This window comes from Myceligenerans salitolerans (assembly GCF_017349295.1).
GTDB classification, from domain to species: domain Bacteria; phylum Actinomycetota; class Actinomycetes; order Actinomycetales; family Cellulomonadaceae; genus Myceligenerans; species Myceligenerans salitolerans.
Genome location: NZ_JAFMPK010000047.1, coordinates 485,295 through 506,656 on the forward strand (window position 1 = coordinate 485,295; position 21,362 = coordinate 506,656).

Consider the following 21,362-nt stretch of genomic DNA (forward strand, 5'->3'; position numbering starts at 1 on the left):
GACATCGACGCGGGGCGCAGTGGAGGGCACGGGCCGAGGAACGAGGCACACGCCCGCAACGAAGTCCAAGGAGATGGCACGAGCAGCACGGACGCTCGGCCCGGCGGTCCTGTGAGCACCCCCCGCGGCGCGCTGGACATGCGCGCGATGTACCCCGACGCCCCCGAGGTGACGGTGATCGACAAGCTCGGCATCGAGTTCACGGAGATCTCCGCGGAGCGGACGGCGGGGCGGATGCCGGTGGAGGGCAACACGCAGCCGGCGGGCCTGCTGCACGGCGGCTCGTCGGCGGTCCTCGCCGAGACGCTGGCGTCGGTGGCGGCCCAGGTGCATGCCGGCGAGGGCCGTCAGGCGGTGGGCCTCGACCTCAACGCGACGCACCATCGCGGCGTCCGCTCGGGCACGGTCACCGGGGTCGCCACGGCGATCCACCGGGGCCGCAGCACGGCGGCCTACGAGGTGGTCATCACGGACGAGGACGGCAGGCGTGTCTGCACGGCGCGCCTCACGTGCATGATCATCGGCGGCTGACACCGGGCGCCCGTCCGTGCCCACCCGCCGGGGCGACGGTCAGCCGGGCACGCGCTCCGGGCGTTCCACGGCCGCCGGGACGGCACGGAGGTCCAGCGGGCCCGACTCCGCGGAGCGGGCGCGGCGGCGCCTGGCGATGAGGTCTTCGAGACCGGCCCGGACGGGGCGGCGCCGGCGCTGGTCGGCCTCCGTCGCGAACGGGCTGTCCTGCGCGAGACGGCGCAGGAGGGTCTGGGTCGGAGCGACCCGGTGCCCGCACGCCGGCCCGAAGCCCAGGCGTGCCAGGAAGCGCTGCACGCCGCGGGTGCCGGCCACGGGCGCGGCGTAGACCTCGTCGCAGTCGTTCTCGATCGCGAGAACGGCCGCGGCACGCAGGAGCGCGTGCCCGACGCCGCGCCGCCGGGCGTCGGGCGCCACGAACACGGTGTCCAGGTACAGCGCGGGCCGGAGCATGAACAGGTGGGGGCCGACGACCCTGCCCAGCACGACGCCCACGATCCGCCCGGCGCGTTCCGCGACGAGTACGTGCCCGTCGACGGCCAGCAGCACGCTGAGCTGTTCCCGGAGGCGGTCCTGGTCCCCCGCGGTCACCTGGGCACCGGCGGGCGCCTCGTCACGCCCGCGGACCGCGAGCTCCGCGACCGCCTCCAGATCGGCGGGAGCCGCCGACCTGACCTCGACTGCCACTCGCTCTCGCACTGACGCCACCTCCGCAGCTTGCACGCCCCGCGATTCCGGGTCTTCCGCGGGTACCGAACCTCTCTTGGACGAGTGTCCGACTCAGCGCACGAGAATAGGCCCCAGGGGCCCCTGCGTCCAAGTCTCGAGGCCACGCCCCCGCACGGCCGCCCGCGGTGGGTCCGGCACTGCCGGACCGCTCAGGCGTTGCCCACCTGGTCGATCACGGCGTCGGCAACCTCACGCATCGTCAGCCGGCGGTCCATCGACGTCTTCTGGATCCAGCGGAACGACTCCGGCTCCGTCAGACCCATCTTCGTCATGAGCAGGCCCTTCGCGCGGTCGACCCGCTTGCGGGTCTCGAACCGCTCCTTGAGGTCGGTGACCTCGGCCTCCAGGGCCCCGAGCTGCTGGTAGCGCGAGATGGCGATCTCCACGGACGGGAGCAGGTCGGCCGGCGTGAACGGCTTGACGACGTAGGCCATCGCCCCGGCGTCACGCGCCCGCTCGACGAGCTCGGTCTGCGAGAACGCCGTCAGCAGGACCACGGGAGCGGCGTGCGCCTTGCCGATCTTCTCGGCCGCCGAGATGCCGTCCAGCTCGGGCATCTTGACGTCCATCACGACGACGTCGGGCTTGAGCTCGAGCGCCAGGTTCACCGCCGTCTCACCGTCCCCGGCCTCGCCGACGACGTCGAAGCCCGCCTCACGCAGCGTCTCCACCACGTCCATGCGGATCAGCGCCTCGTCCTCGGCGACGACGGCACGCCGCGCGGCGCGGGTGGGTGCGGCCTCCTCGGCCTTCGCCTCCTGGGTCATCGGAGGAAGGTCCAGCTCGACCGTGCCGGTGTCGCCCTCGGTCGCCTCGGTCGTGGGGTTGGTCTCGTCGCTCACGGGTCACATCCTACTTGTCCGGTCACCATGCGCAGCTTGCCGACCTGCGTCTGCGCGACTTGTTCTTCGTCACTCCGGCATGGTCCACATCGCGGACACCGCCCTGACCACCCGACACGGGCACTTGCTGCCAGGCACCCGCTGCCAGGTGAGTCCGTTCCGCGGGAGCCGATCCGTCCGCCACGTGCTGTCCGCCAGATGCCATCCCGGGGCCCTGTGAGAACCCGCCGCACCGCCCCATGCTCGTGCCGAACCGTCACAGACCACTGAGGAACCGATGGCAAACGCTCGGCCCGCACCACGTGTCTCCGTCGTCATCCCGAACTACAACTACGCCGGCACGCTCCCGCTGTGCCTGGAGTCCGTCCTGGCCCAGACCCACGCCCCCCACGAGGTGATCGTCGTCGACGACGCGAGCACCGACGGCTCACGCGAGGTCGCGGCGCGCTACCCCTGCCGCGTCGTCGCGCTGGACCGGAACGGGGGCGTCTCGGCGGCACGGAACCGCGGAGTGGCGGAGTCCACCGGCGACGTCGTCTTCTTCGTGGACTCCGACGTCGCCCTCGCACCGGACGCCATCGAGCAGGCGGTGCGGGAACTGCGGGCCGACCCGTCGCTGGGCTGCGTCTACGGCGTCGTCGCACCGGAGCCGCTCGTCGACGACGGGATCGTCGAGCGGTACCGGGTGCTTCACGCACATCACTGGCAGGCACGCGCCGTCGGCCGCGTGCACACCGCGATCTTCATGATGGCCGCGATGCCGCGCGCCGTCTTCGACGAGATCGGGCCGTTCGACGAGAACCTCCGCGACTCGGAGGACGTCGAGTACAGCGAACGGCTCGCCCCCCGCCACGACATCCTGCTCACCGGTGCGATCAGCGGCAGGCACGACGAGGTGGACCGGCTCGGCCCGCTCCTCGCCGAACAGTTCCGCCGGGCGCAGCTCCTGGTTCCGGTCGCTGCGATCGAGAAGCACAACAAGGGCCGCGGCCTCAAGGCGAACAGCCCTCTGGGCGCGGGCGCGGCGTGGCTGGCCGCGGTCCTCGCGCTCGGCACGGTACTGAGCCCCTGGTGCGCGGTCGCGGCGCTCCTCCTGGTCGCCGCGAGCATCGCGGCCGATCCCGGCCTCTACGGCGCCGCCCTGCGTCGCCACGGGCCGCGCTTCGTGCCCGCGTTCACGGCGATCCACTACCTCGTCCAGGTCACGCTGATCACGGGCGCGATGTCCGGCGCCGTGCGCTGGGTGATCGATCCCTCCTTCGGCCCCGGACCCCGGCGCGACAGCGTCCGGGCAACGCCGTGAACGCCTCCCGGCGCACCCTGGGACGCGCGATCGCCGCGCTGGGAAGACTGGCCGGCCGTCCACCGGTCCGCCGGACCCTCTGGCTGGTCGCCGGTGGTGTGGTGGCGGCATCGGTCCTGCTCGCGCTCCGTTCCTCGCTCGACGAGGGTGGTCTCACGGTGCTGCGCATGTTCGACTCGGCGGCGATCGCCTGGCCGCTGGCGGGCGGTCTCGCGGCCAACGTCGTGGGCGTCTACCTGTCCATGCGCGCCTGGCGGGTCTTCGTCGACGGCCCGTCGATCGATCCCCGGTCCACCACGCGGATCTTCTACGTGGGGTTCCTCAGCAAGTTCGTCCCCGGCAGGGTGTGGGGCATCCTCGCCCAGATCGAGGTCGGGCGCGCCGCCGGCCTCGACGCCCGCAGGATCGTCTCGGCGTTCTTCCTCAGCATGGCCACCGGCCTGCTCGCCGGAGCACTGCTCGGCGTCGCCACCGTGCCGCTCGCGTTCGAGACCTCGTTCCTCGCCACGGCCCTCGTCGTTGCCGGGACCGTCGGCGCCGTCGTCGTGGTGGCCTGGCCCCGGTCGCTCACCCGCGCCGTGCGACGGGCCGTGACGGCGGCCGGCCGGGCCGAGGTGGTCGAGGCCACGCCCGCCGAGGTCCGCACCTCGTTGCTGCTGGCCACGGGTGGCTGGGTGCTGTCCGGCGCACACGTCGGCCTGCTCTCTCTCGCTGCCGGGGCCGGCACCGGGGCCGCCGTCGTCGCGGGGATCGGCGGATTCGCCGCGGCGACGGTGGCCGGCACCCTCGCCGTCGTCTTCCCGGACGGCATCGGCGTCCGGGAGGTGGCGCTCACCGCGGTCCTCGCGGCGATCCTGCCGCTCGACGGCGCGATCGCGATCGTGCTCATGAGCCGGCTGCTCTGCCTGGTCGGCGAGGTGCTGTTGTGCGGCTCCTGGTTGCTGGTCGACCTCGTGCGCAGGCGCCGCGACGCACCCGACGCACCACGCTCGCTCGCGAGAGCCGGCGCCGGCGAACGATGACCGCAACGAAAGGACGGACGGTGACAGCCACACAGATCACGACCGGTCTGCTGAGCGTGGAGGACGCGGAGCAGCTCTCGGTCGGCGAGGTGCACGACCTCTACCGCCGGTACGTGAACCGGAGCCAGGTCAAGCTCATGACCTCCCTCGGTTTCGGGCGCGAGCTCGTCGACCACGCGGAGGGCTGCTGGATCCACACCCGCGACGGCCGGCGGATCCTCGACTTCACCGGCGGCGTCGGCGTGCTCAACCACGGGCACAACCATCCCCGGATCATCGCGGCGCGCCGCAGGTTCCAGGAGCGTTCGCGGATGGAGGTGCACAAGACATACTTCTCCCCCTATATCGCGGCTCTGGGCCACAACTTGGCCGCCCTCCTGCCGGAGGACCTCACCATGTCGTTCTTCCCCAACTCCGGCGCCGAGGCCGTCGAGGGGGCGGTCAAGCTCGCGTACAAGTACCACGACGGCGAGCGCGGGACCGTTCTCAGCGCGGACATCGCGTTCCACGGCAAGCTCCTGGGCAGCGGTGGCCTGACCGGCGCCCAGAGCACCTTCACCTTCCCGACGATCCCCGGGATCGACCACTTCGCGTTCGGCGACCTCGACTCGGTCCGCGAGACCGTCGCCCGCCACCGCCGGGCCGACGGGACGAGCGACGTCTACGCCCTGCTCGTCGAGCCGTTCTCCGCGACGACGATGCGGGAGTGCTCCGAGGAGTTCCTCCGGGGCGTGCGCGACCTGTGCACGGCCGAGGGCATCGTCCTGATCTTCGACGAGATCCACTCCGGCTGGGGCAAGACGGGTTCGCTGTTCCACTTCATGAGGTATCCGGGTCTCGTCCCCGACGTGATGACGACCTCCAAGGCGTTCGGCGGCGGCAAGTCGTCCATCTCCGGGTTCGTCGCGCGGGAGTCGGTGTTCCGGCCCGCCTACGACAACCTCCTGGACGCCCTGCTGCAGTCGACGAGCACCACCTACTACGGGTTCGGGGAGGAGGCCGCGACGGCGATCGAGGCCGTCCGCGTCGCGGTCGAGGACGACTACCCGGCCCGTGCCCGCGCGATCGGCGACCAGCTCGTCACCGGGCTGCGGCGGATCCAGGACCGTTTCCCCGACCTCGTCGCGGACGTGCAGGGAGCGGGCGCCCTCCAGGGGATCTTCCTCTCCGGCAGCCCCCGGCTGATCGAGCTGGCGGCGCGGTACGCCCCCGGAGGGCTCAGCCGCGACCCCCTGCTTCCCCACAAGCTGATCACGGCCGCCGTGATCAACACGATGTACCAGAAGCACGGCGTGTACCTCTACTACACGCTCAACGGGAAGAGCCCGCTCGTCGCCGCTCCCCCGCTGGTGGCCGGCGAGAGCGAGGTGGCCTACTTCCTCACCGCGTTCGAGGAGACGCTGGCGCTCGGCATGCCCCAGCTCCTCGCGGCCCTGATCAAGGACAAGGTGTGGTCGCTATGGAACTGACCGGACGGCACGTCGTGGTCACGGGGTCGTCGGGCATGCTCGGCTCGGCGCTCGTCAGGCGGCTCGCCGCGGAGGGCACCGAGGTGACCGGCCTCGACCGCCGTCCCGACCCCGACGCGCCCGCCGGGGTGGAGCAGGTGGTCGCGGACGTGCGGGACGAGGAAGCGGTGCTGGCCCACCTGCACGGCGCGGATGCCGTCGTGCACTGCGTCGCGGCGCTGCCGAGCTACCCGGCCGACGAGATCCGGACGATCACCGTCGGTGGTACCCGGGCCGTGCTCGGCGCGGCCCGCCGGGCGGGCACACCCCGGTTCGTGCACATCTCCTCGACGGCGGTCTACGGGCTGCCCGTGGTGGTCCCCACGCCGGTGAGCCACCCGCGTGAGCCCGTCGACACCTACAGCGCGGCCAAGGCCGAGGCCGAGGAGCTCTGCGAGGAGGCGCGGGAGGCCGGCCTGCGGGTGACGATGCTGCGACCCAAGACCTTCGTCGGCCCCGGCCGGATGGGTCTTTTCTCGATGCTCTTCGAGTGGGCCGACGAGGGCAGGAACTTCCCCGTCCTCGGCGACGGGAACGTGCGCACCCAGATGCTCGGCATCGACGACCTCGTCGAGGCGATCGTCCTGGCGCTGCGGGCCGACGACGAGGTCGCGGCGGGCACCTACAACATCGGCGCGGCGGAGTTCGGCACCATCCGCGAGGACTTCCAGGCCGTCCTCGACGCCGCGGGCCACGGCAAGCGGGTCGTGGGCCTGCCGCAGCAGCCCACGGTGGCCGTCCTCAGCGCGCTCGGGAAGGCCGGCGCGTCGCCCGTCTACGGGCGCCTGATCCACAAGCTGCGGCGCGACAGCTACGTCGACATCAGCGAGAGCGTCACGCGGCTCGGCTTCCGGCCCCGCCAGTCGAACCGCGACGCGATCCTGGCGACCTTCGACTGGTGGCGGGAGCAGCGGGCGGCCCAGGCGCCGGGAAGCACAACCGGAGGCGGCGTCACCAGCCGGGACGCGTGGCGGCAGGGCGCCCTCGCGCTGGCCAAGTTCCTCTTCTAGCAGGACCGTCGATCGAGAGGCATCGCACCGTGGATGTACTGACCCCAGAAATCCGTGGACCTCGGACCCCCGACACCGCAGCCACGACAGCACGCGAGAAGGCGGCCGATCTCTGGCGCCTGCTACGACCTCAGCAGTGGGTCAAGAACGTCTTCGTCGTCCCGATCGGCATGCTCGGCGTCACGGCGTGGGACACCGCCGCCCTGGACCTCGCCTGGGCACTGGCACTGTTCATCGCCGGTTCGTCGGCCGTCTACGTGGTCAACGACGTCATCGACCGGGACGCCGACCGTCTGCACCCCCTCAAGCGCTCACGCCCGGTCGCCTCCGGGAGGGTTCCCGTCCCGGCCGCCGTCGTCCTCGCTGCCGGGCTGCTCGCCGCCGTCGGCCTGCTGATGGCGCTCAGACCGATCACCGATTCCTGGCCCGTCGCGGCATACCTCCTGCTCAACGTGGGATACAGCTTCGGGCTGAAGCGCATCGCGGTCCTGGACATCGCCATCGTCGCCGGCGGGTTCGCGCTCCGCTACCTCCAGGGGTCGATCGCCGCCGAGGGCGAGCCCTCCGTGCTCCTGGCCGCCTCCGTCTTCGCGGCGTGCATGATGTTCGCCGCGGGAAAGCGCCGCCACGAGATCGGACTCGCCGACGCCCGGCACCGGTCGGCCCTCGCCGGGTACTCCGTGCCGTTCCTGGACCAGCTCATCGGGCTGGCGGCGGTCACGACGCTGCTCACGTACGCCCTCCACGTGAACGAGATCTTCTCCGCCGGTGCGTCCGGCGTGTTCGTGCTGCTGTCGGCAGTCCTCGTCGCCGGCCTCGTCGTGCGGTACCTGCAGCTCGTCCTCGTCAAGCGGCAGGGCGGCGACCCGTCGAAGGACATCGCCTCGGACCGGGTCACGATCGTGGTCGGCATCCTGACCGGTGTCTGCCTCGTGGTCGGCACGGTCCTGCCCTAGCCCGTTCCCGCCCGCCGCCCGCTCGCGTCCGACTGTCAGCAGCACACCGTAAGGAACCAACAATGGGGATTTCAGGTCTGGTCTCGGTCGTCGTGCCGAACTACAACACCGGTCCGGCACTGCGTCTGTGCCTGGAGGCACTGCTCGCGCAGACCTACGAGAACATGGAGATCCTGCTCGCCGACGACTGCTCCACCGACGACTCCGTGGAGACGGCCCGGGCCCTGGGGGTCACCGTGGTGAGCACGGGGGTCAACAGTGGTGCGGCCACCGCCCGGAACACCGGCGCGGAACACGCGCGCGGAGAGTTCATCATGTTCATCGACGCGGACGTCGCGATGCGGCCCGACGCCGTCGCCCGTGCCGTCGAGCTCATGCGGGAGAACGGCCGGATCGGTGCGCTGTGCGGCACCTACGGGCCCGAACCCCTGATCCCGGACGGACCGGTCGAGACCTACCGGTGCCTGCACCAGCACTACTGGTTCACGGAACAGGAGGGCCGGATCGGCACCGTCCACACGGCCATCCTGATGATCCGGGCCGACGTGTTCCGCGAGGTGGGTCCGTTCAACACGGCCCTGCGGCACACCGAGGACGGCGACTACGCCGACCGCCTGACGGCCCGGTACGAGTCGCACAGCTCCAACGCGGTCCGCGGAGCGCACGACCACGACGACAGCCTGCGGACCATCTTCCGCAAGGTGTTCCACCGCACGCGCCTGCACGTGCCCCTGTACCTGCGCCAGGGGAGCCTGCCCGGAGGGTTCGCGACGGGACCGCGTGCGGGGGCCGCGCTGGCCGCGCTCGGCGCGGTCCTCTGCGTGCCGCTGATCGTGCTGTCCCCGCTGTGGGCGGTCGTCGCGCTCGGGCTGCTTGTCGGCAGCATCCTCGCCGACCGCGGGCTGTACGCCTTCGTGCTCGACCGGAAGGGCCTCGGTTTCACCCTGTTCTTCGCCGGGGTCCACCACCTCGTCAACTGCGCGATCGCGCTCGCCGGCGGGATCGGCCTGCTGCAGTGGATCGTCTCGCCCCGGTTCCGGCGCCTCTACGACCGCTCGGGGACGGCGGTCCGGCCATGACCGCTCCCGCCACGCTGCCCGCCCCCGCCACGAGCGGTGAGCGGACCGCCCGCACGCCGTCCCGCCGTGCGCGCGTGGTGTCCCGCGTCGTGCTCGCCCTGGCACTCGCGTGGGGCGCGTACGCCCTGGCCGGAGCCCTGCTGGCCGGCCGGTGGTGGCTGTGGAACGGTCTCGGGCTGGCGCCACCGGTCGCACACCTCGCCGTGCCCGCGCTCCTCGTGGCCGTCGAGCTGCTCGCGGGGGCGCGCCGGCTCGGGGTCCTCGCCGCGACCGGCGTCGCGCTCCTCGTCGGGCTCGGGCAGACCGGAGTGGTCCTGCCCGCCGGCGCACCGCCCGTCGACGGCTCCGCACCGGACGCGCCCACCGCCGTCGTCGTCGGCTGGAACACGTTCTCCTGGGACCAGGGCCACGACCGGCAGGAGTTCTTCGCGTACCTGCGGTCCCTCGACGCGGACGTCTACCTGCTCCAGGAGCACCAGCACGCCACGCCCCCGGACGACCGGCCGCGGCCGGTCGACGACCTGGACCGGGTACGGCGTGAGCTCCCGGGCTACACGGCGGTCGCGGCCGGCGAGTTCCTCACCCTGAGCAGACACCCCGTGGTGGACTCGGTGGCGCTGCGCCCGGACGACCTCCCCCCGCCCCGTACGGACTGGCCCGACTACTGGGACGTCCGCGCGCTGCGCACCGACGTGCGGATCGGCGGCCGGACCGTCAGCCTCTACAACACCCACGCGCCGGACCTCCTGAACGTGAACCGCTCACCGTTCGGGCGCGACTTCTACGAGGAACTGCACGACTCGGCGTCCCGCCGCACCTCCCACTTCACGCTGCTCCAGGACGACCTGGCCGCGAACCCGTACCCGGTGGTCCTCACGGGCGACCTCAACGTGCAGCCCGGGTCGGTGGACCTGCGGTGGTACGACGGGCTGGACGACGCGGCCCGGGCGGGCGGCACCGTGTACCCCGGCACGTTCCCCGCGGCCTTCCCGCTCTGGCGCCTCGACTGGATGCTCACCGGCGACGGTGTCGAGGTGCTGCGCCACGAGGTGCCCGGAACCGGCGCCGAGTTCTCCACCCACCGCCCGATCAGGGCGACCGTCCGGTTTCCCTGAGTGACAGGAGCCACATGCGACCCGATTCGGACCACTACGACCTCACCGTCGCCCTGACCTACTACACGCCCTACGTCAGCGGGCTCACCGAGGTGGCCCGGGCGGTGGCGGAGGGCATGGCCTCGCGCGGAGCCCGCGTGGCGGTCGCCACGACGCGGCACGACGCCGCGTCCCCCGCACGTGAGCGGGTGAACGGGGTGGACGTCCATCGCGCACCCGTCCGGGCCCGCGTCGGCAGGGGGGTGATCAGCCCGGGCTTCACGACGCTCGCCCGCGGGCTCGCGCGCCGCTCGGCGGTGCTCAACCTGCATCTGCCGATGCTCGAGGCGGGGCTCCTCACGCGCGGCCTGCCGGAAACCGCCGTCGTCGCGACGCACCACGACGACGTGTGGCTTCCCACGAGCGTGACCGGGAGGGTGCAGACGGCGATCGTGGACCGTTCGGTGGGCCGCGCGCTGTCCGACGCCGACGCCGTCGTCGTCAACAACGAGGACCACGCACGCGGCTCCCGCCACTGGCCGCTGATGGCGGAGACGGGGATCACCGCCGTCCCGCCGCCCTGCCGGATACGCCGTCGCACCGCCCCCGCGTTCCGCGACGGGACCGGGCCCCACTACGGCTTCCTGGGGCGGCTGGCCCCGGAGAAGGCGCTCGATCTGGCGATCAGGGCGTTCCGGACGATCGACGACCCGGACGCGCGCCTGATCATCGCCGGCGAGGACACGCGCATCGCCGGCGGCGGCGTCGCACGGGACCTGCGCGCGCTCGCCGCGGACGACACCAGGGTGCGCTTCACGGGCTTCCTGGAGGACCACGAGGTGGACGAGCTGTACAGCTCCCTGGACGCGTTCGTGCTCCCCTCGATCGCGGAGGAGTCGTTCGGGATCTCCCAGGTCGAGGCGATGATGCTCGGGGTTCCCTCGATCGCGAGCGACCTGCCGGGCATGCGGCAGCCGGTCCTCACCACCGGGTTCGGCCGGCACTTCCCGGCGGGTGACGTGGCCGCACTCGCCGAGGCCATGGCGGCGGTCGCCGCGCTCGGCCCGGCGGCCCGCTCGGCCGGGGCGGAACGGGCACGGCAGCAGTACGGCGCGAGCGCGTGCCTCGACCGGTACGAGACGTTGTTCGGCACGCTCACCGGCCGAGCGGCCGGCACGTACCGGGAGGCGCGGCGTTCCGGGACCATGCATGGCTGACCCGATCGCCGCGGCGATCCTCGCCGCGTGCGCCGCGTGCGCGGTGGTGGCCCTGCTCGATCTCGTGCTCAACGGCCGCTGGTGGTTCTGGCTCGTCGTCTCACTCGTGCCGCCCCCGGCCCTCGTGCTCCTGCCGTCACTCCTGCTGCCGGCCGCCCTGGTCGCCGGCGGCCCGTACCGTCCGGTCGCGGTGGTCGCCTCGCTGGTCGGCCTGGTGGCGGGATATCGTCGGAGCGGGATCGACCTGGGCGCCATCGGTCGCGGTCCGGCGGTGACGACGTCCGAGCGGGAGCTGAAGGTGTGCGTCTGGAACACCGAGCACTGGTACCAGCAGGGCGACCCCGGACCCTTCTACGCCTTCCTCCGATCGCTCGACGCGGACGTGCTCATGCTGCAGGAGTACCACCACGACAACCACGACGGCACCTGGACGGCGATCGACGACATGGCCCGGCTCCGCACCGCCTTCCCCGGCCACCACGTCGTCGCGGACCACGGCCAGGTGACGATCTCCCGCCTGCCGGCACGGCACGTCCCGACGACGGCGGAACGCGTCCTGCGGGTCGACGTCGACGTCCCGGGCCCGGCCGGGACGCATCGCGTGTCCTTCGTCAACGTTCACGTCCCCGTGCAGATCCGCCGCGTCTCACCGTTGCGGCGCGTGTTCTACCGGGAGGTGCGCGCCCGGGCCGACCACCGGGAACGGGAGTTCGCCGCCCTGGCCGACGACGTCGGCGGCATCGACCACCCACTGCTCGTCGCCGGGGACTTCAACACGAGTCCCGCGATGGCGGACGCGCGGCGGGTCACCTCGCTCGGCGAGGACGCCGCACGGACGCGAGCGATGGTCTTCCCCCGGTCATGGCACGCCCGGGGAGCACGGCTGTGGCGCATCGACTGGGCGCTCACACGGAACGGGCTGGAGGTCCACGAGTACGGACTCGAGCGGGCGCAAGGTCTTTCGGACCACTGCGTCCAGCACCTGACCGTCGGTGTCGGCACGCGGCACCGATCGCATCACGGATGAGAGGAGCACGACCATGAAGTACCGGTTCCTGGGGCGCACCGGCCTCGAGGTGAGCCCGCTGGCGCTCGGCACGATGACCTTCGGACGTGAGGCGGACGAGCAGACGAGCAGGCGGGTCCTCGACACGTTCGCCGACGCGGGCGGGAACTTCGTCGACACCGCCGACGTGTACAACGGCGGCGCCTCGGAGGAGATCCTCGGCCGCTGGCTCAAGGGCCGGCGCGACGACGTCGTGGTCGCCACCAAGGTGCGGTACAACAGCAGCGAGGGCCCCAACACGCAGGGCCTGTCGCGGCGTCGCATCATCGCCGCCGTCGAGGAGAGCCTGCGTCGCCTCGAGACCGACTACATCGACCTCTACCAGATCCACGCCTGGGATCCGATGGTGCCGCTGGAGGAGACGCTCTCCACCCTCGACGGACTCGTCCGCAGCGGCAAGGTCCGGTACATCGGCGCGAGCAACGTCACTGCCTCGCAGCTGCAGAAGGCCGTGGATCTCAGCCGTGGCAACGGCTGGGAGCCGTTCCGGTCGCTGCAGCCCCTGTACAACCTGCTCGACCGGGATGCGGAGCTCGAGTTGTTCGACGTCTGCCGCGACGAGGGCCTGGGCGTCATCGCGTGGAGCCCGTTGCGGGGCGGCTGGCTGACCGGCCGCATGCGGCGCGCCGACGGCGCGCCCGCGCCGGGGACGCGTGTCGAGACGGCGGAGAAGCTGGGGTGGGGCGAGTCGTGGAGCGCCTACGCGGCACAGGAGCGCACGTGGCGCATCCTGGACACGCTCGACGAGATCGCCGGCGAACGGTCCCGTCCCGTCCCGCAGGTCGCCCTCGCCTGGCTGCTCTCTCGACCGGTCCTCACCGCACCGATCGTCGGCGCCCGGGACGCGGGCCAGCTGGCGGAGCTGCTGCCGGTGACGGAGTGGGCCCTGTCGCAGGACGAGGTCGGCCGCCTGGACGAGGCCAGCGCGATCCGGATCCCGTATCCCCACAACGAGATCGCCAAGGGCGCCGCGGGGCGCTGACCGGTGACCTCCGACGGGTGCCGGGGCGCCACGGTCTCGGTACCCGTCGCGTCAGACCCAGCCGTTCCGTGCCGCGACCACACCTGCCTCGAACCGGCTGCGGATGGCCATCCGCCGCGCCAGGTGGGAGTACGTCCTGCGGACGGTCCGGAGCGAGACCTTGAGGCGGTGGCCCACCTGCTCGTCCGTCCTGCCGGCGGCCAGCAGGCCCAGGAGGTCGCGCTCCTGTCGTGTCAGCGGCGACGCCTCCCGGTTCGACGGCTCGTCCCAGTCCCGCGCGGTACTCCACTGCTCCTCCAGCAGGTGGGCGATCGACCCGAGCAGTCCGCTGTGCCCGGCCTCGACCACCCCGGCCTCCGGATCGAGCGGATCGGTGGACAGGACGAACCGGGACCGGTCCGCGATCACGGCGAACGCGCGAACGTGGGGCCGCAGCCGAAAGGCGCCGGTGCACGGGCCCGCCGAGGCCACGAACTGCCGGAAGCCCGCGTCGTGCTCCGCGTCCTCCTCGTGCAGCTGGCGTGTCACGACGCCGCGCCGGGCCAGTTCGCCCTGCACCTCGGCGATGACGTCGAGCCCGATCGCGCTGCGAAACGCCGCGGGCAACGCGACCAGGCAGGTGCGCTCCGCGGACTCCGCGATCGCCCGGAAACGCCGGCCGACGGCCGCAATACCCGCCGAGACCTCGAGCACCTCGTACTGCGGCCGGCGCGGATCGGGTCTGTGGACCTTCGACAGCACCTCGACGGCACGGCGCGCCTCGGTCAGCTCCTCCTCACGGAGACGCAGATCGGCATCCTGAGCGGCGAGCAGGAAGGGAAGTTCTCGGAACAGACGTTCATCGAACCTCGGCGCGCCCGCGCCGGGCTCTGCTGTGTGCGGCCTTGCGATCGACGTTGACATGAGCCCTCCACAGTTCACTGATTGACAGTGGCAGCTGCAAGACTAGCCGAGTCATGGAAGCGATTCCATGGCTTTGACCAGGGCTAATACATGCCCTTGACCGGCGGGTTTGGACGTGGCGTTGACGAAGTCGCGGGCGCGACAACGGCCCGGCCCCGGAAGATCCGGGACCGGGCCGTGGACGATGTCCTGGGACATCTCGGTGCCCGCCGAGGGACTTGAACCCTCACCTCCGAAGAGACGCGGGTTTGAGCCGCGCGCGTCTGCCAGTTCCGCCAGGCGGGCCAGGGCGAGAGCCACCCTACACGGTGACTCTCGCCCGCTCACAGGTCACCGGCCGGCGATCATCCCTTGACCGCGCCCTGCATGATGCCCGCGACCAGCTGGCGGCCGATCACCGCGAAGATGATCAGCAGCGGCAGCGTCACGAGGAAGACACCCGCCATGATGAGCGAGTAGTCGTCGTGATACCCGGCCGTCAGATTCTGTACCGCGATGGGTAGCGTCGGATTCTGTGATCCGAGAACGATCGACGGCCAGAAGAACATCGTCCACTGCATCACGAAGATGAACAGGCCGAGCATCGCCGCCGCGGGGCGCGCGGCCGGCAGCGCGATGGACCAGAAGGTGCGGAACATCGACGCGCCGTCCACCCGTGCGGCCTCGATCAGCTCGAACGGGAGCGCGGAGTCGAGGTACTGGGTCATCCAGAACACGCCGAACGCGCTGACCAGGGCCGGCACGATGACCGCCTGGATCTTGCCCACCCAGCCGATCTCCGACATCAGGATGTACATCGGGATCACGCCGAGCTGAGTCGGCACGGCCATCGTCGCGATGACGAAGACGAGCAGGGCGTTGCGCCCCGGGTAACGCAGCTTCGCGAACGAGAACCCGGCGAGTGTCGACGTCAGGACCGTCGCCACGGAGATCGTGACCGAGATGATGACCGAGTTGGCGAGCGCGAGCCAGAAGTTGACCTGGCTGTTGCCCATGACGTCGGCGAAGCGCTCGAAGATGCTCGCGTCCGGCAGAAGTTGCGGGAGCACCTCCTGCGAGATCGTCACCTGGTCGGAGGATCCCAGCAACAGGGTGTAGTACAGCGGGAACGCCGAGATCACGAGCGCGATCCCCAGCACCGTGTACGTGATCCACCCCGGACGCCGCACCGCGGACTCACCGTGGCGCTTCTGCCGGCGCGCACGCCTCCGAGCGGCGGCCTTCGCGGCACCCTTTCCTGCGCCCTGCGCAGCGGCAGCGACGGAACTCATGAGTCACTCCGGTCGGTCGTAGTGGTGGACTGCTGGACACCGCGCCGGGCGGCACTCTCCTCGCCGGCGGCCCTCGCCTCGGCGAGCAGGCGGCGTGTCACGGCCCGGCTCACCTTCGGAGCCTTCGTACCCGACGACGCGATCTTGGTACTGAACCGGAAGTTGATGAATCCGATCACCAGGATGATGAGGAAGAGGATCCATGCGACAGCCGCGGCGCGGCCCAGGTCCCGCTGGTTGCCCCAGGCGACCTCGTACAGGAAGAGCACCGTGGTCATCCACTGCCGGTCCGAGCCTCCCTGGCCGTACACGTCGTACAGCTTCACCTCGTCGAAGATCTGCAGGCCCCCGATGCTCGCGGTGATCACCACGAAGATGATCGTGGCGCGGATCTGCGGCACCGTGACCGAGAAGAACTGGCGCACCCGCCCCGCGCCGTCGATCGTCGCGGCCTCGTACAGGTCACGCGGCACCGCCTGCATCGCCGCCAGGAAGATCAGCGTGTTGTACCCGGTCCACCGGTAGTTCACCATCGTCGCGATCGCGATGTGGCTGGCGAACCGGTCCGAGTGCCATCCCACGGGATCGAGGCCCAGCACTCCGAGGAACCCGTTGATGAGGCCGAACTGGTCGGCGAACAGGCGGCCGAAGATCAGGGAGACGGCGATGGGGGCCACGACGTACGGCACCAGCACGCCCATCCGCCAGAACGTGGCGTTGCGCAGGTTCTGGTCCAGCAGGGCCGCGAGGGTGATCGCGATGATCACCTGGGGGACGGCCGACAGCAGGAAGATCGAGAACGTGTTGACCAGCGACTTCCAGAACGTGGGCTGGTTGAGCACGTCGACGTAGTTCTGGAGACCGACGAAGTCACCCTGCCCGCCCAGCAGGTTCCACTCGTAGACGGACACGACGGCCGTGTACGCGAGCGGGAACAGCCCGGTCAGCGCGAACAGGATGAAGAACGGCGAGATGTACAGGTACGGCGAGACCTTGACGTCCCAACGGCTCAGAGTCTGCGAGAACCCGAGCTTGCGCGGCGGTCGCGCCGCTGGAGGTGCGGAACCCGTCTCCGGTTCCGTGGTGGTGAGTGCGGCCATGTCGTCTTCCTGATCAGCAGCGCGCGGCGGTGGGCCGGCGGGCGGGTACGTGTCACGACGGGCTCGGCAACCGGCCTGGCCGGCGGCCGAGCCCGTCGGGGACCTCAGGTCAGAGGCCCAGCTCGTCGTAGGCCGAGAGCGCCTTCTCCCACGAGGCGTCCGGCTCGTCCGACTTCGCAACCTCCACGCGCAGGATCGCGTCCTGCACCGTCGTGTGGATCGAGAAGTAGTTCGGTCCCTTGTACGGGTTCACCTCGATGTTCGCGGCGCGGTTGGTGAAGATCTCACCCACGGGGGCGCCGTTCATGAACTCGTTCGTGAAGGACTGGACGGTCTCCGACTCCTGGGCCTCGATCTGCGAGGGGAACGTACCGGCGTTCTCGAACGCGGCGGTCTGCTGCTCCGGAGCGGTCAGCCACTTCGCCAGCTCCTTCGCGGCCTCCACGTTCTCGCCCGACGCCGGGACGGTGAGGAACGAGCCGCCCCAGTTGCCACCGCCGCCGGGGAAGACGTCGGCGATGTTCCAGCCGTCGATGCCACCCGAGTTGGACTCGATCGGGCCCGTCATCCACGCGGGGCAGAGCATGGTGGCGAAGGCGTCCTTCTGGAAACCGGCGTTCCAGTCGTCGCTCCACTGCTCCAGGCCGGCGGACAGCCCGGCCTCGTTCTGCGCGGTCACGGTCTCGTACAGGTCCTTGACCTGGGAGTTCTCGGCGAGCGGGATCGGCGTGCCGTCCGTGTTCTCGTAGGCGGCCTCGACCTGGTTCACCATGCCCTGGTAGATCGACGTGCCGACGTCGTACCACGCGGCGTCGGAGGCCTTGACGAACTCCTCACCCGCCGCGAAGTAGTCGTCCCATGTCGCGTCCTCGCCACCGAGCAGTTCGGCGACCTCGTCCGGCTCCGACGGGAGACCGGCCTCCTCGAACAAGTCCTGCCGGTAGCAGATGGCCTCCGGGCCGATGTCGGTCCCGTAACCGATGAGCTTGCCGTCCGCCGTACCCTGCTCGACCTTCCAGTCGACCCAGCGGCCCTCGACCTCCGGGTCGGCCAGGTCCTCGAACAGGTCCGGGTACTGGGAGAGCTCGGGCATCCAGTCGATCTCGATCGCCTCGACGTCCGCCAGGCCCGCGCCGCCGGCGGCGAGCTTGGTGGTGAGGTTGGTGCGCGCATCCTCGGACCGTGCGGCAACCGTCTGCTCGACCGTGACGTTCGGGTGCTCCTCGGTGTACTGCGCCAGGAGCTCGTCCGTGTACCCGAAGTCATTGAAGGTCGCGACCGTGAGCGTGATCGGCTCGTCGCCGCTGCCCTCGCCCTCACCCTGGTCGTTGCTGCCGCCCCCGCATGCGGACAGGCTGAGCGCCAGGATCGAGATCCCGGCGGTGGCCGCGAGACGGCCCTGTGATCGTGTGCTTCTGTGCACGGTTGACTCCTTTGTCTTGCTGACGTTTTCTTGCGACATACCGAGGCGGCACGTCTCTGGGGGACGCCGTCCACGAGGTGCGTGGGAGCGCTTCCACCGTGTGTGGTCGCCATCGTGCCGAAGGACGCGACGCCTCGTCAAGTTCCGAAGCGGGGCCGACGGCGGCAATCGGACGGCATCACGCATGATCCGATGGCTGTCAGGTCAGATCGTTACCCTTTCGTGCCTCCCTCATGTCCCTCGCGCCGCCCGCTCGTGGCTCCCGCCCGCGGGCTCATCCCTGGCCCGCCGCCAGCTCGTCCACGTCGGCGAGCGCGCGCTTCCACGCCTCGTCCGCGGTCAGCTCGCCCTGGTCGAAGGCCGTGAGCGCCGCGCCGAACGCGTCGTCCTGGATCTGGGAGTCGAGCGGACCCTTGTACTGGGAGCGCACGCCGTCGGTCCGGCGCGCCAAGATCGCCGCCGTCGGCGCGTCGCCGAAGAACGGGTCACCCTTCTGCGACTTCTGGTACACGGTCACCATCTCCTCGGTGCTGGGGAAGGTCCCCGCCACCTCGAACGCCTTCTCCTGCTGCTCGGCCTTGGTGAGCCAGAGCACCAGCTCGGCCGCCTCGTCGCGATGCCCGGAGGCCGTCGGCACGCCCAGGAACGACCCTCCCCAGTTGGCGGCACCACCGGGGAACACGTCGGCGAAGTCCCAGCCGGTCTCCGGACCACCTCCCGCGTTGCGCAGCTGGTCCTTGACGACGCCGAGCATCCAGCCCGGGCACATGAACGTCGCGAAGGACGTGTCGGTGAACGCCTTCCCGCCGTCCCAGTCCCAGGCCGCCTCACCGGCGGACAACCCGTCGGCCTGCGCCTGCGCCAGCCGCTCCCACTGCGCCCGGAGCTCGGCGTTTTCGCGCACGATGAGCCGGCCGTCGATGTCGTAGTAACCCTGGTCCAGCTGGTTCACCATCGCGTTCCACACGTACAGGGGCTGGTCGTACCAGGCGTTGCCGGTCGCCGCCCGGTACTCCCGCCCGACGTCGAAGTAGCGGTCCCAGCCGCCGCCCTCCGCCTCGAAGTACGTGGCGACGTCTTTGCGGTCCGTCGGCAGACCGGCCTCGGCGAACAGGTCGCGGCGGTAGCAGAGCCCCATCGGCCCGATGTCGGTCCCGGCGGCGATGATCCGCCCCGACGGCGCCCTGCCCTGTTCGTACTTCCACGGCACCCATCGCCAGCTCGCCGAGTCGATGTGGTAGTCGCGCAGGTCGACGAACTTGTCGTCCACGGCCATCACCTGCCCGAGCCAGCCCTCCTCGAGGGCCACGACGTCGGGCGGCGCGGCACCCGACTCGAAGGCGTCGAACAACGCGTCCCGGGCCTCACCGCCCTGGTCGTAGTTGGTCGCCTCGATCGTGATGCCGGGGTGGCTCTTCTCGTACTCCTCGTAGAGCCCTTCGAAGCCCATGGTCCCGAACGTCGTGATCGTCAGCGTGACGGGTCCGTCCTGCTCCTGCTCGGCGCCACCGGGAATGCCGGCGCAGCCGGTGAGTGCGGCGGCAACGGCGATCATGCCGGCCGCGGAGGTGGCACGGGTCTTTCTCATCATCTCTCGCTCTTCACCCTCGTTGGTGGTGCCGGACGTCGTCGTCAGCGGCTGCCCCCGTGCTACCGCGGGACGGCGACCGGCCGCCCGATGTTGGGTGGTAACGCTTCCATAGGCCCGCGGCGACGACAAGGATGAAAAAGGGCGCGCGGACGGGGAGATCTCCCCGTCCGCGCGCCCGCGGTCCCGGCGTCAGGCGGTCAGGGTCCGCCCGTCGGCCTTCGTACCGATCCGGTGCACGAGGATCGAGTTGGTGGTGCCGGGCACGCCCACCGGCGCCCCGGAGACGACGACCACGAGGTCACCCTTCTCGGCCAGCCCGTTGGCCTGCAGCGTCGTGTCGACCTGGTCCACCATCGCGTCCACGTTGTCCACCTTGGGCACGAGGTACTGCGTGGTCCCCCAGGTCATCGAGAGCGCGTTGCGCACGCCCGGCTCCGGGGTGAAGGCGAGCAGAGGGATGGAGGAACGCAGCCGCGACATACGCCGCGCCGAGTCGCCCGACTGCGTGAACGTCACCAGGTACTTCACGCCCAGCCGCTCGCCGATCTCGGCCGCCGCCCGGGTGATGGCGCCGCCCCGGGTGTGCGGTGTGGACCCGAGCGGAGCGATCCGCTCGCGGCCCGCCTCCTCGGTCGCCTCGATGATCCGGGCCATCGTCTGGACGGTGACGATGGGGTACTCGCCCACCGAGGTCTCGCCCGAGAGCATCACCGCGTCGGCGCCGTCGAGCACCGCGTTCGCGCAGTCGGAGGCTTCCGCGCGCGTCGGCGTCGGTGAGTTCGTCATCGACTCCAGCACCTGCGTGGCCACGATCACCGGCTTGGCGTTACGCCGGGCGAGCTCGACGATCCGCTTCTGCACGAGCGGCACCTGCTCAAGGGGCATCTCCACGGCGAGGTCACCACGGGCCACCATCACGCCGTCGAACGCCGCCACGACCTCGGCGAGGTTCTCGACCGCCTGGGGCTTCTCGATCTTGGCGATCACGGGGACGGTGCGGTTCTCCTCCTCCATGATCCGGCGCACGTCCTCGTAGTCCTTGGCGGACCGCACGAACGACAGGGCGATGAAGTCGGCGCCCTGGGCGAGGCCCCAGCGCAGGTCGTCGGTGTCCTTCTCGGACAGGGCCGGGACCGACACGGCAACCCCCGGCAGGTTCAGGCCCTTGTTGTTGGACACGGGGCCGGCGACCTCGACACGCGTCACGACGCGGGGGCCCTCCACGGCCTCGACCACGACGCGCACCTTGCCGTCGTCGATGAGGATCGGGTCGCCCACGCGGGCGTCCTCGGGCAGGCCCTTGTGCGTGGTGGAGACCAGTTCCTTGGTGCCCTCCACGTCCTCGGTCGTGATGGTGAACCGGTCACCGACCTCGAGGTGGTGCTTCTGGTCGCCCGCGAACCGGCCCAGGCGGATCTTGGGGCCCTGCAGGTCCACGAGGACCGCCACCGAGGTGCCGGCGTCCTCCGCGGCCTGACGGACGGATCTGATGATCTCCGCGTGCTCGGACTGCTCGCCGTGGCTGCGGTTGATCCGCGCCACGTTCATACCGGCGTCCACCAGCTCCCGCAGTCGCTCGGGCGACGCCGTCGCGGGTCCGATGGTGCACACGATCTTTGCTCTGCGCATGTCTCCAGCCTCGTCATCTCGCGGCGCCCGCGCGTCTGTACGTGCGAGGCAGAGGCACGAACACAGGCTCGGGGTCCGCATGGCCGCGTTCGGGCCATGGTCTTCT

General features: G+C 71.0%; 19 protein-coding genes and 1 tRNA gene. 11 read left to right on the forward strand and 9 right to left on the reverse strand.

Going from position 1 to position 21,362, the window contains the following annotated elements:
- Nucleotides 1-147: 147 nt before the first annotated feature.
- The gene (locus J0911_RS15705; protein WP_372434901.1) at nt 148-531 is read left to right on the forward strand and encodes a hotdog fold thioesterase; all 384 of its coding nucleotides are present in this window, start codon (nt 148-150) and stop codon (nt 529-531) included.
- 39 nt (nt 532-570) lie between these two features.
- On the opposite strand, the gene J0911_RS15710 is transcribed toward J0911_RS15705, so the two are convergent.
- Entirely contained in the window at nt 571-1,230 is a 660-nt protein-coding gene (locus J0911_RS15710) for a GNAT family N-acetyltransferase (protein ID WP_207276410.1), read from the reverse strand.
- 179 nt (nt 1,231-1,409) lie between these two features.
- Nucleotides 1,410-2,027, reverse strand: a complete 618-nt coding sequence (locus J0911_RS15715; RefSeq protein WP_207276849.1) for an ANTAR domain-containing response regulator — start codon at nt 2,025-2,027, stop codon at nt 1,410-1,412.
- 352 nt (nt 2,028-2,379) lie between these two features.
- On the opposite strand from J0911_RS15715, the gene J0911_RS15720 reads away from it, so the two are divergent.
- The 10 genes from J0911_RS15720 (at nt 2,380) to J0911_RS15765 (ending at nt 13,339) form a co-directional block, all read left to right on the forward strand.
- Complete coding sequence (locus J0911_RS15720) at nt 2,380-3,405, forward strand: glycosyltransferase family 2 protein (RefSeq protein WP_207276411.1); 1,026 nt, start codon at nt 2,380-2,382, stop codon at nt 3,403-3,405.
- Nucleotides 3,402-4,427, forward strand: a complete 1,026-nt coding sequence (locus J0911_RS15725) for a lysylphosphatidylglycerol synthase domain-containing protein (RefSeq protein ID WP_207276412.1) — start codon at nt 3,402-3,404, stop codon at nt 4,425-4,427. The genes J0911_RS15720 and J0911_RS15725 overlap by 4 nt, the downstream gene beginning before the upstream one ends.
- Nucleotides 4,428-4,447: 20 nt before the next feature.
- Nucleotides 4,448-5,896 (forward strand): aspartate aminotransferase family protein, encoded by a 1,449-nt coding sequence (locus tag J0911_RS15730; protein ID WP_207276413.1) that lies wholly within the window; start codon nt 4,448-4,450, stop codon nt 5,894-5,896.
- A complete protein-coding gene (locus J0911_RS15735; protein ID WP_207276414.1) occupies nt 5,887-6,945 on the forward strand; it encodes an NAD-dependent epimerase/dehydratase family protein in 1,059 nt (352 codons plus the stop codon). The genes J0911_RS15730 and J0911_RS15735 overlap by 10 nt, the downstream gene beginning before the upstream one ends.
- Before the next feature lie 29 nt (nt 6,946-6,974).
- Entirely contained in the window at nt 6,975-7,901 is a 927-nt protein-coding gene (locus tag J0911_RS15740) for a UbiA prenyltransferase family protein (RefSeq protein ID WP_207276415.1), read from the forward strand.
- Nucleotides 7,902-7,963: 62 nt separating this feature from the next.
- The gene (locus J0911_RS15745) at nt 7,964-8,980 is read left to right on the forward strand and encodes a glycosyltransferase family 2 protein (protein WP_207276416.1); all 1,017 of its coding nucleotides are present in this window, start codon (nt 7,964-7,966) and stop codon (nt 8,978-8,980) included.
- Nucleotides 8,977-10,095, forward strand: coding sequence for an endonuclease/exonuclease/phosphatase family protein (locus J0911_RS15750; RefSeq protein WP_207276417.1), 1,119 nt, complete (start codon nt 8,977-8,979; stop codon nt 10,093-10,095). Before J0911_RS15745 ends, J0911_RS15750 begins: the two co-directional genes overlap by 4 nt.
- 14 nt (nt 10,096-10,109) lie before the next feature.
- Nucleotides 10,110-11,291, forward strand: a complete 1,182-nt coding sequence (locus J0911_RS15755; RefSeq protein ID WP_207276418.1) for a glycosyltransferase family 4 protein — start codon at nt 10,110-10,112, stop codon at nt 11,289-11,291.
- Nucleotides 11,284-12,318, forward strand: a complete 1,035-nt coding sequence (locus tag J0911_RS15760) for an endonuclease/exonuclease/phosphatase family protein (protein ID WP_207276419.1) — start codon at nt 11,284-11,286, stop codon at nt 12,316-12,318. Before J0911_RS15755 ends, J0911_RS15760 begins: the two co-directional genes overlap by 8 nt.
- Nucleotides 12,319-12,331: 13 nt before the next feature.
- On the forward strand, nt 12,332-13,339 hold the full coding sequence (locus J0911_RS15765) for an aldo/keto reductase (protein WP_207276420.1): 1,008 nt from the start codon (nt 12,332-12,334) through the stop codon (nt 13,337-13,339).
- Between the two features lie 51 nt (nt 13,340-13,390).
- Here the strand turns inward: J0911_RS15765 and J0911_RS15770 are convergent, their stop codons facing one another.
- The 7 genes from J0911_RS15770 to pyk all read right to left on the reverse strand — a co-directional run bounded on the left by J0911_RS15770 (nt 13,391) and on the right by pyk (nt 21,256).
- Nucleotides 13,391-14,242: a helix-turn-helix transcriptional regulator gene (locus J0911_RS15770; RefSeq protein WP_207276421.1), complete on the reverse strand. Its 852-nt coding sequence runs from the start codon at nt 14,240-14,242 to the stop codon at nt 13,391-13,393.
- Nucleotides 14,243-14,445: 203 nt separating this feature from the next.
- Nucleotides 14,446-14,527, reverse strand: a tRNA-Leu gene (locus tag J0911_RS15775).
- Between the two features lie 59 nt (nt 14,528-14,586).
- On the reverse strand, nt 14,587-15,513 hold the full coding sequence (locus J0911_RS15780; protein ID WP_207276422.1) for a carbohydrate ABC transporter permease: 927 nt from the start codon (nt 15,511-15,513) through the stop codon (nt 14,587-14,589).
- Entirely contained in the window at nt 15,510-16,613 is a 1,104-nt protein-coding gene (locus tag J0911_RS15785; protein ID WP_207276423.1) for a carbohydrate ABC transporter permease, read from the reverse strand. The genes J0911_RS15780 and J0911_RS15785 overlap by 4 nt, the downstream gene beginning before the upstream one ends.
- A 109-nt stretch (nt 16,614-16,722) precedes the next feature.
- Nucleotides 16,723-18,036: an ABC transporter substrate-binding protein gene (locus tag J0911_RS15790; protein WP_307865115.1), complete on the reverse strand. Its 1,314-nt coding sequence runs from the start codon at nt 18,034-18,036 to the stop codon at nt 16,723-16,725.
- A 274-nt stretch (nt 18,037-18,310) separates the two neighbouring features.
- On the reverse strand, nt 18,311-19,627 hold the full coding sequence (locus J0911_RS15795; protein ID WP_207276425.1) for an ABC transporter substrate-binding protein: 1,317 nt from the start codon (nt 19,625-19,627) through the stop codon (nt 18,311-18,313).
- 189 nt (nt 19,628-19,816) lie between these two features.
- Nucleotides 19,817-21,256: a pyruvate kinase gene (gene pyk / locus J0911_RS15800; protein ID WP_207276426.1), complete on the reverse strand. Its 1,440-nt coding sequence runs from the start codon at nt 21,254-21,256 to the stop codon at nt 19,817-19,819.
- Nucleotides 21,257-21,362: the final 106 nt, after the last annotated feature.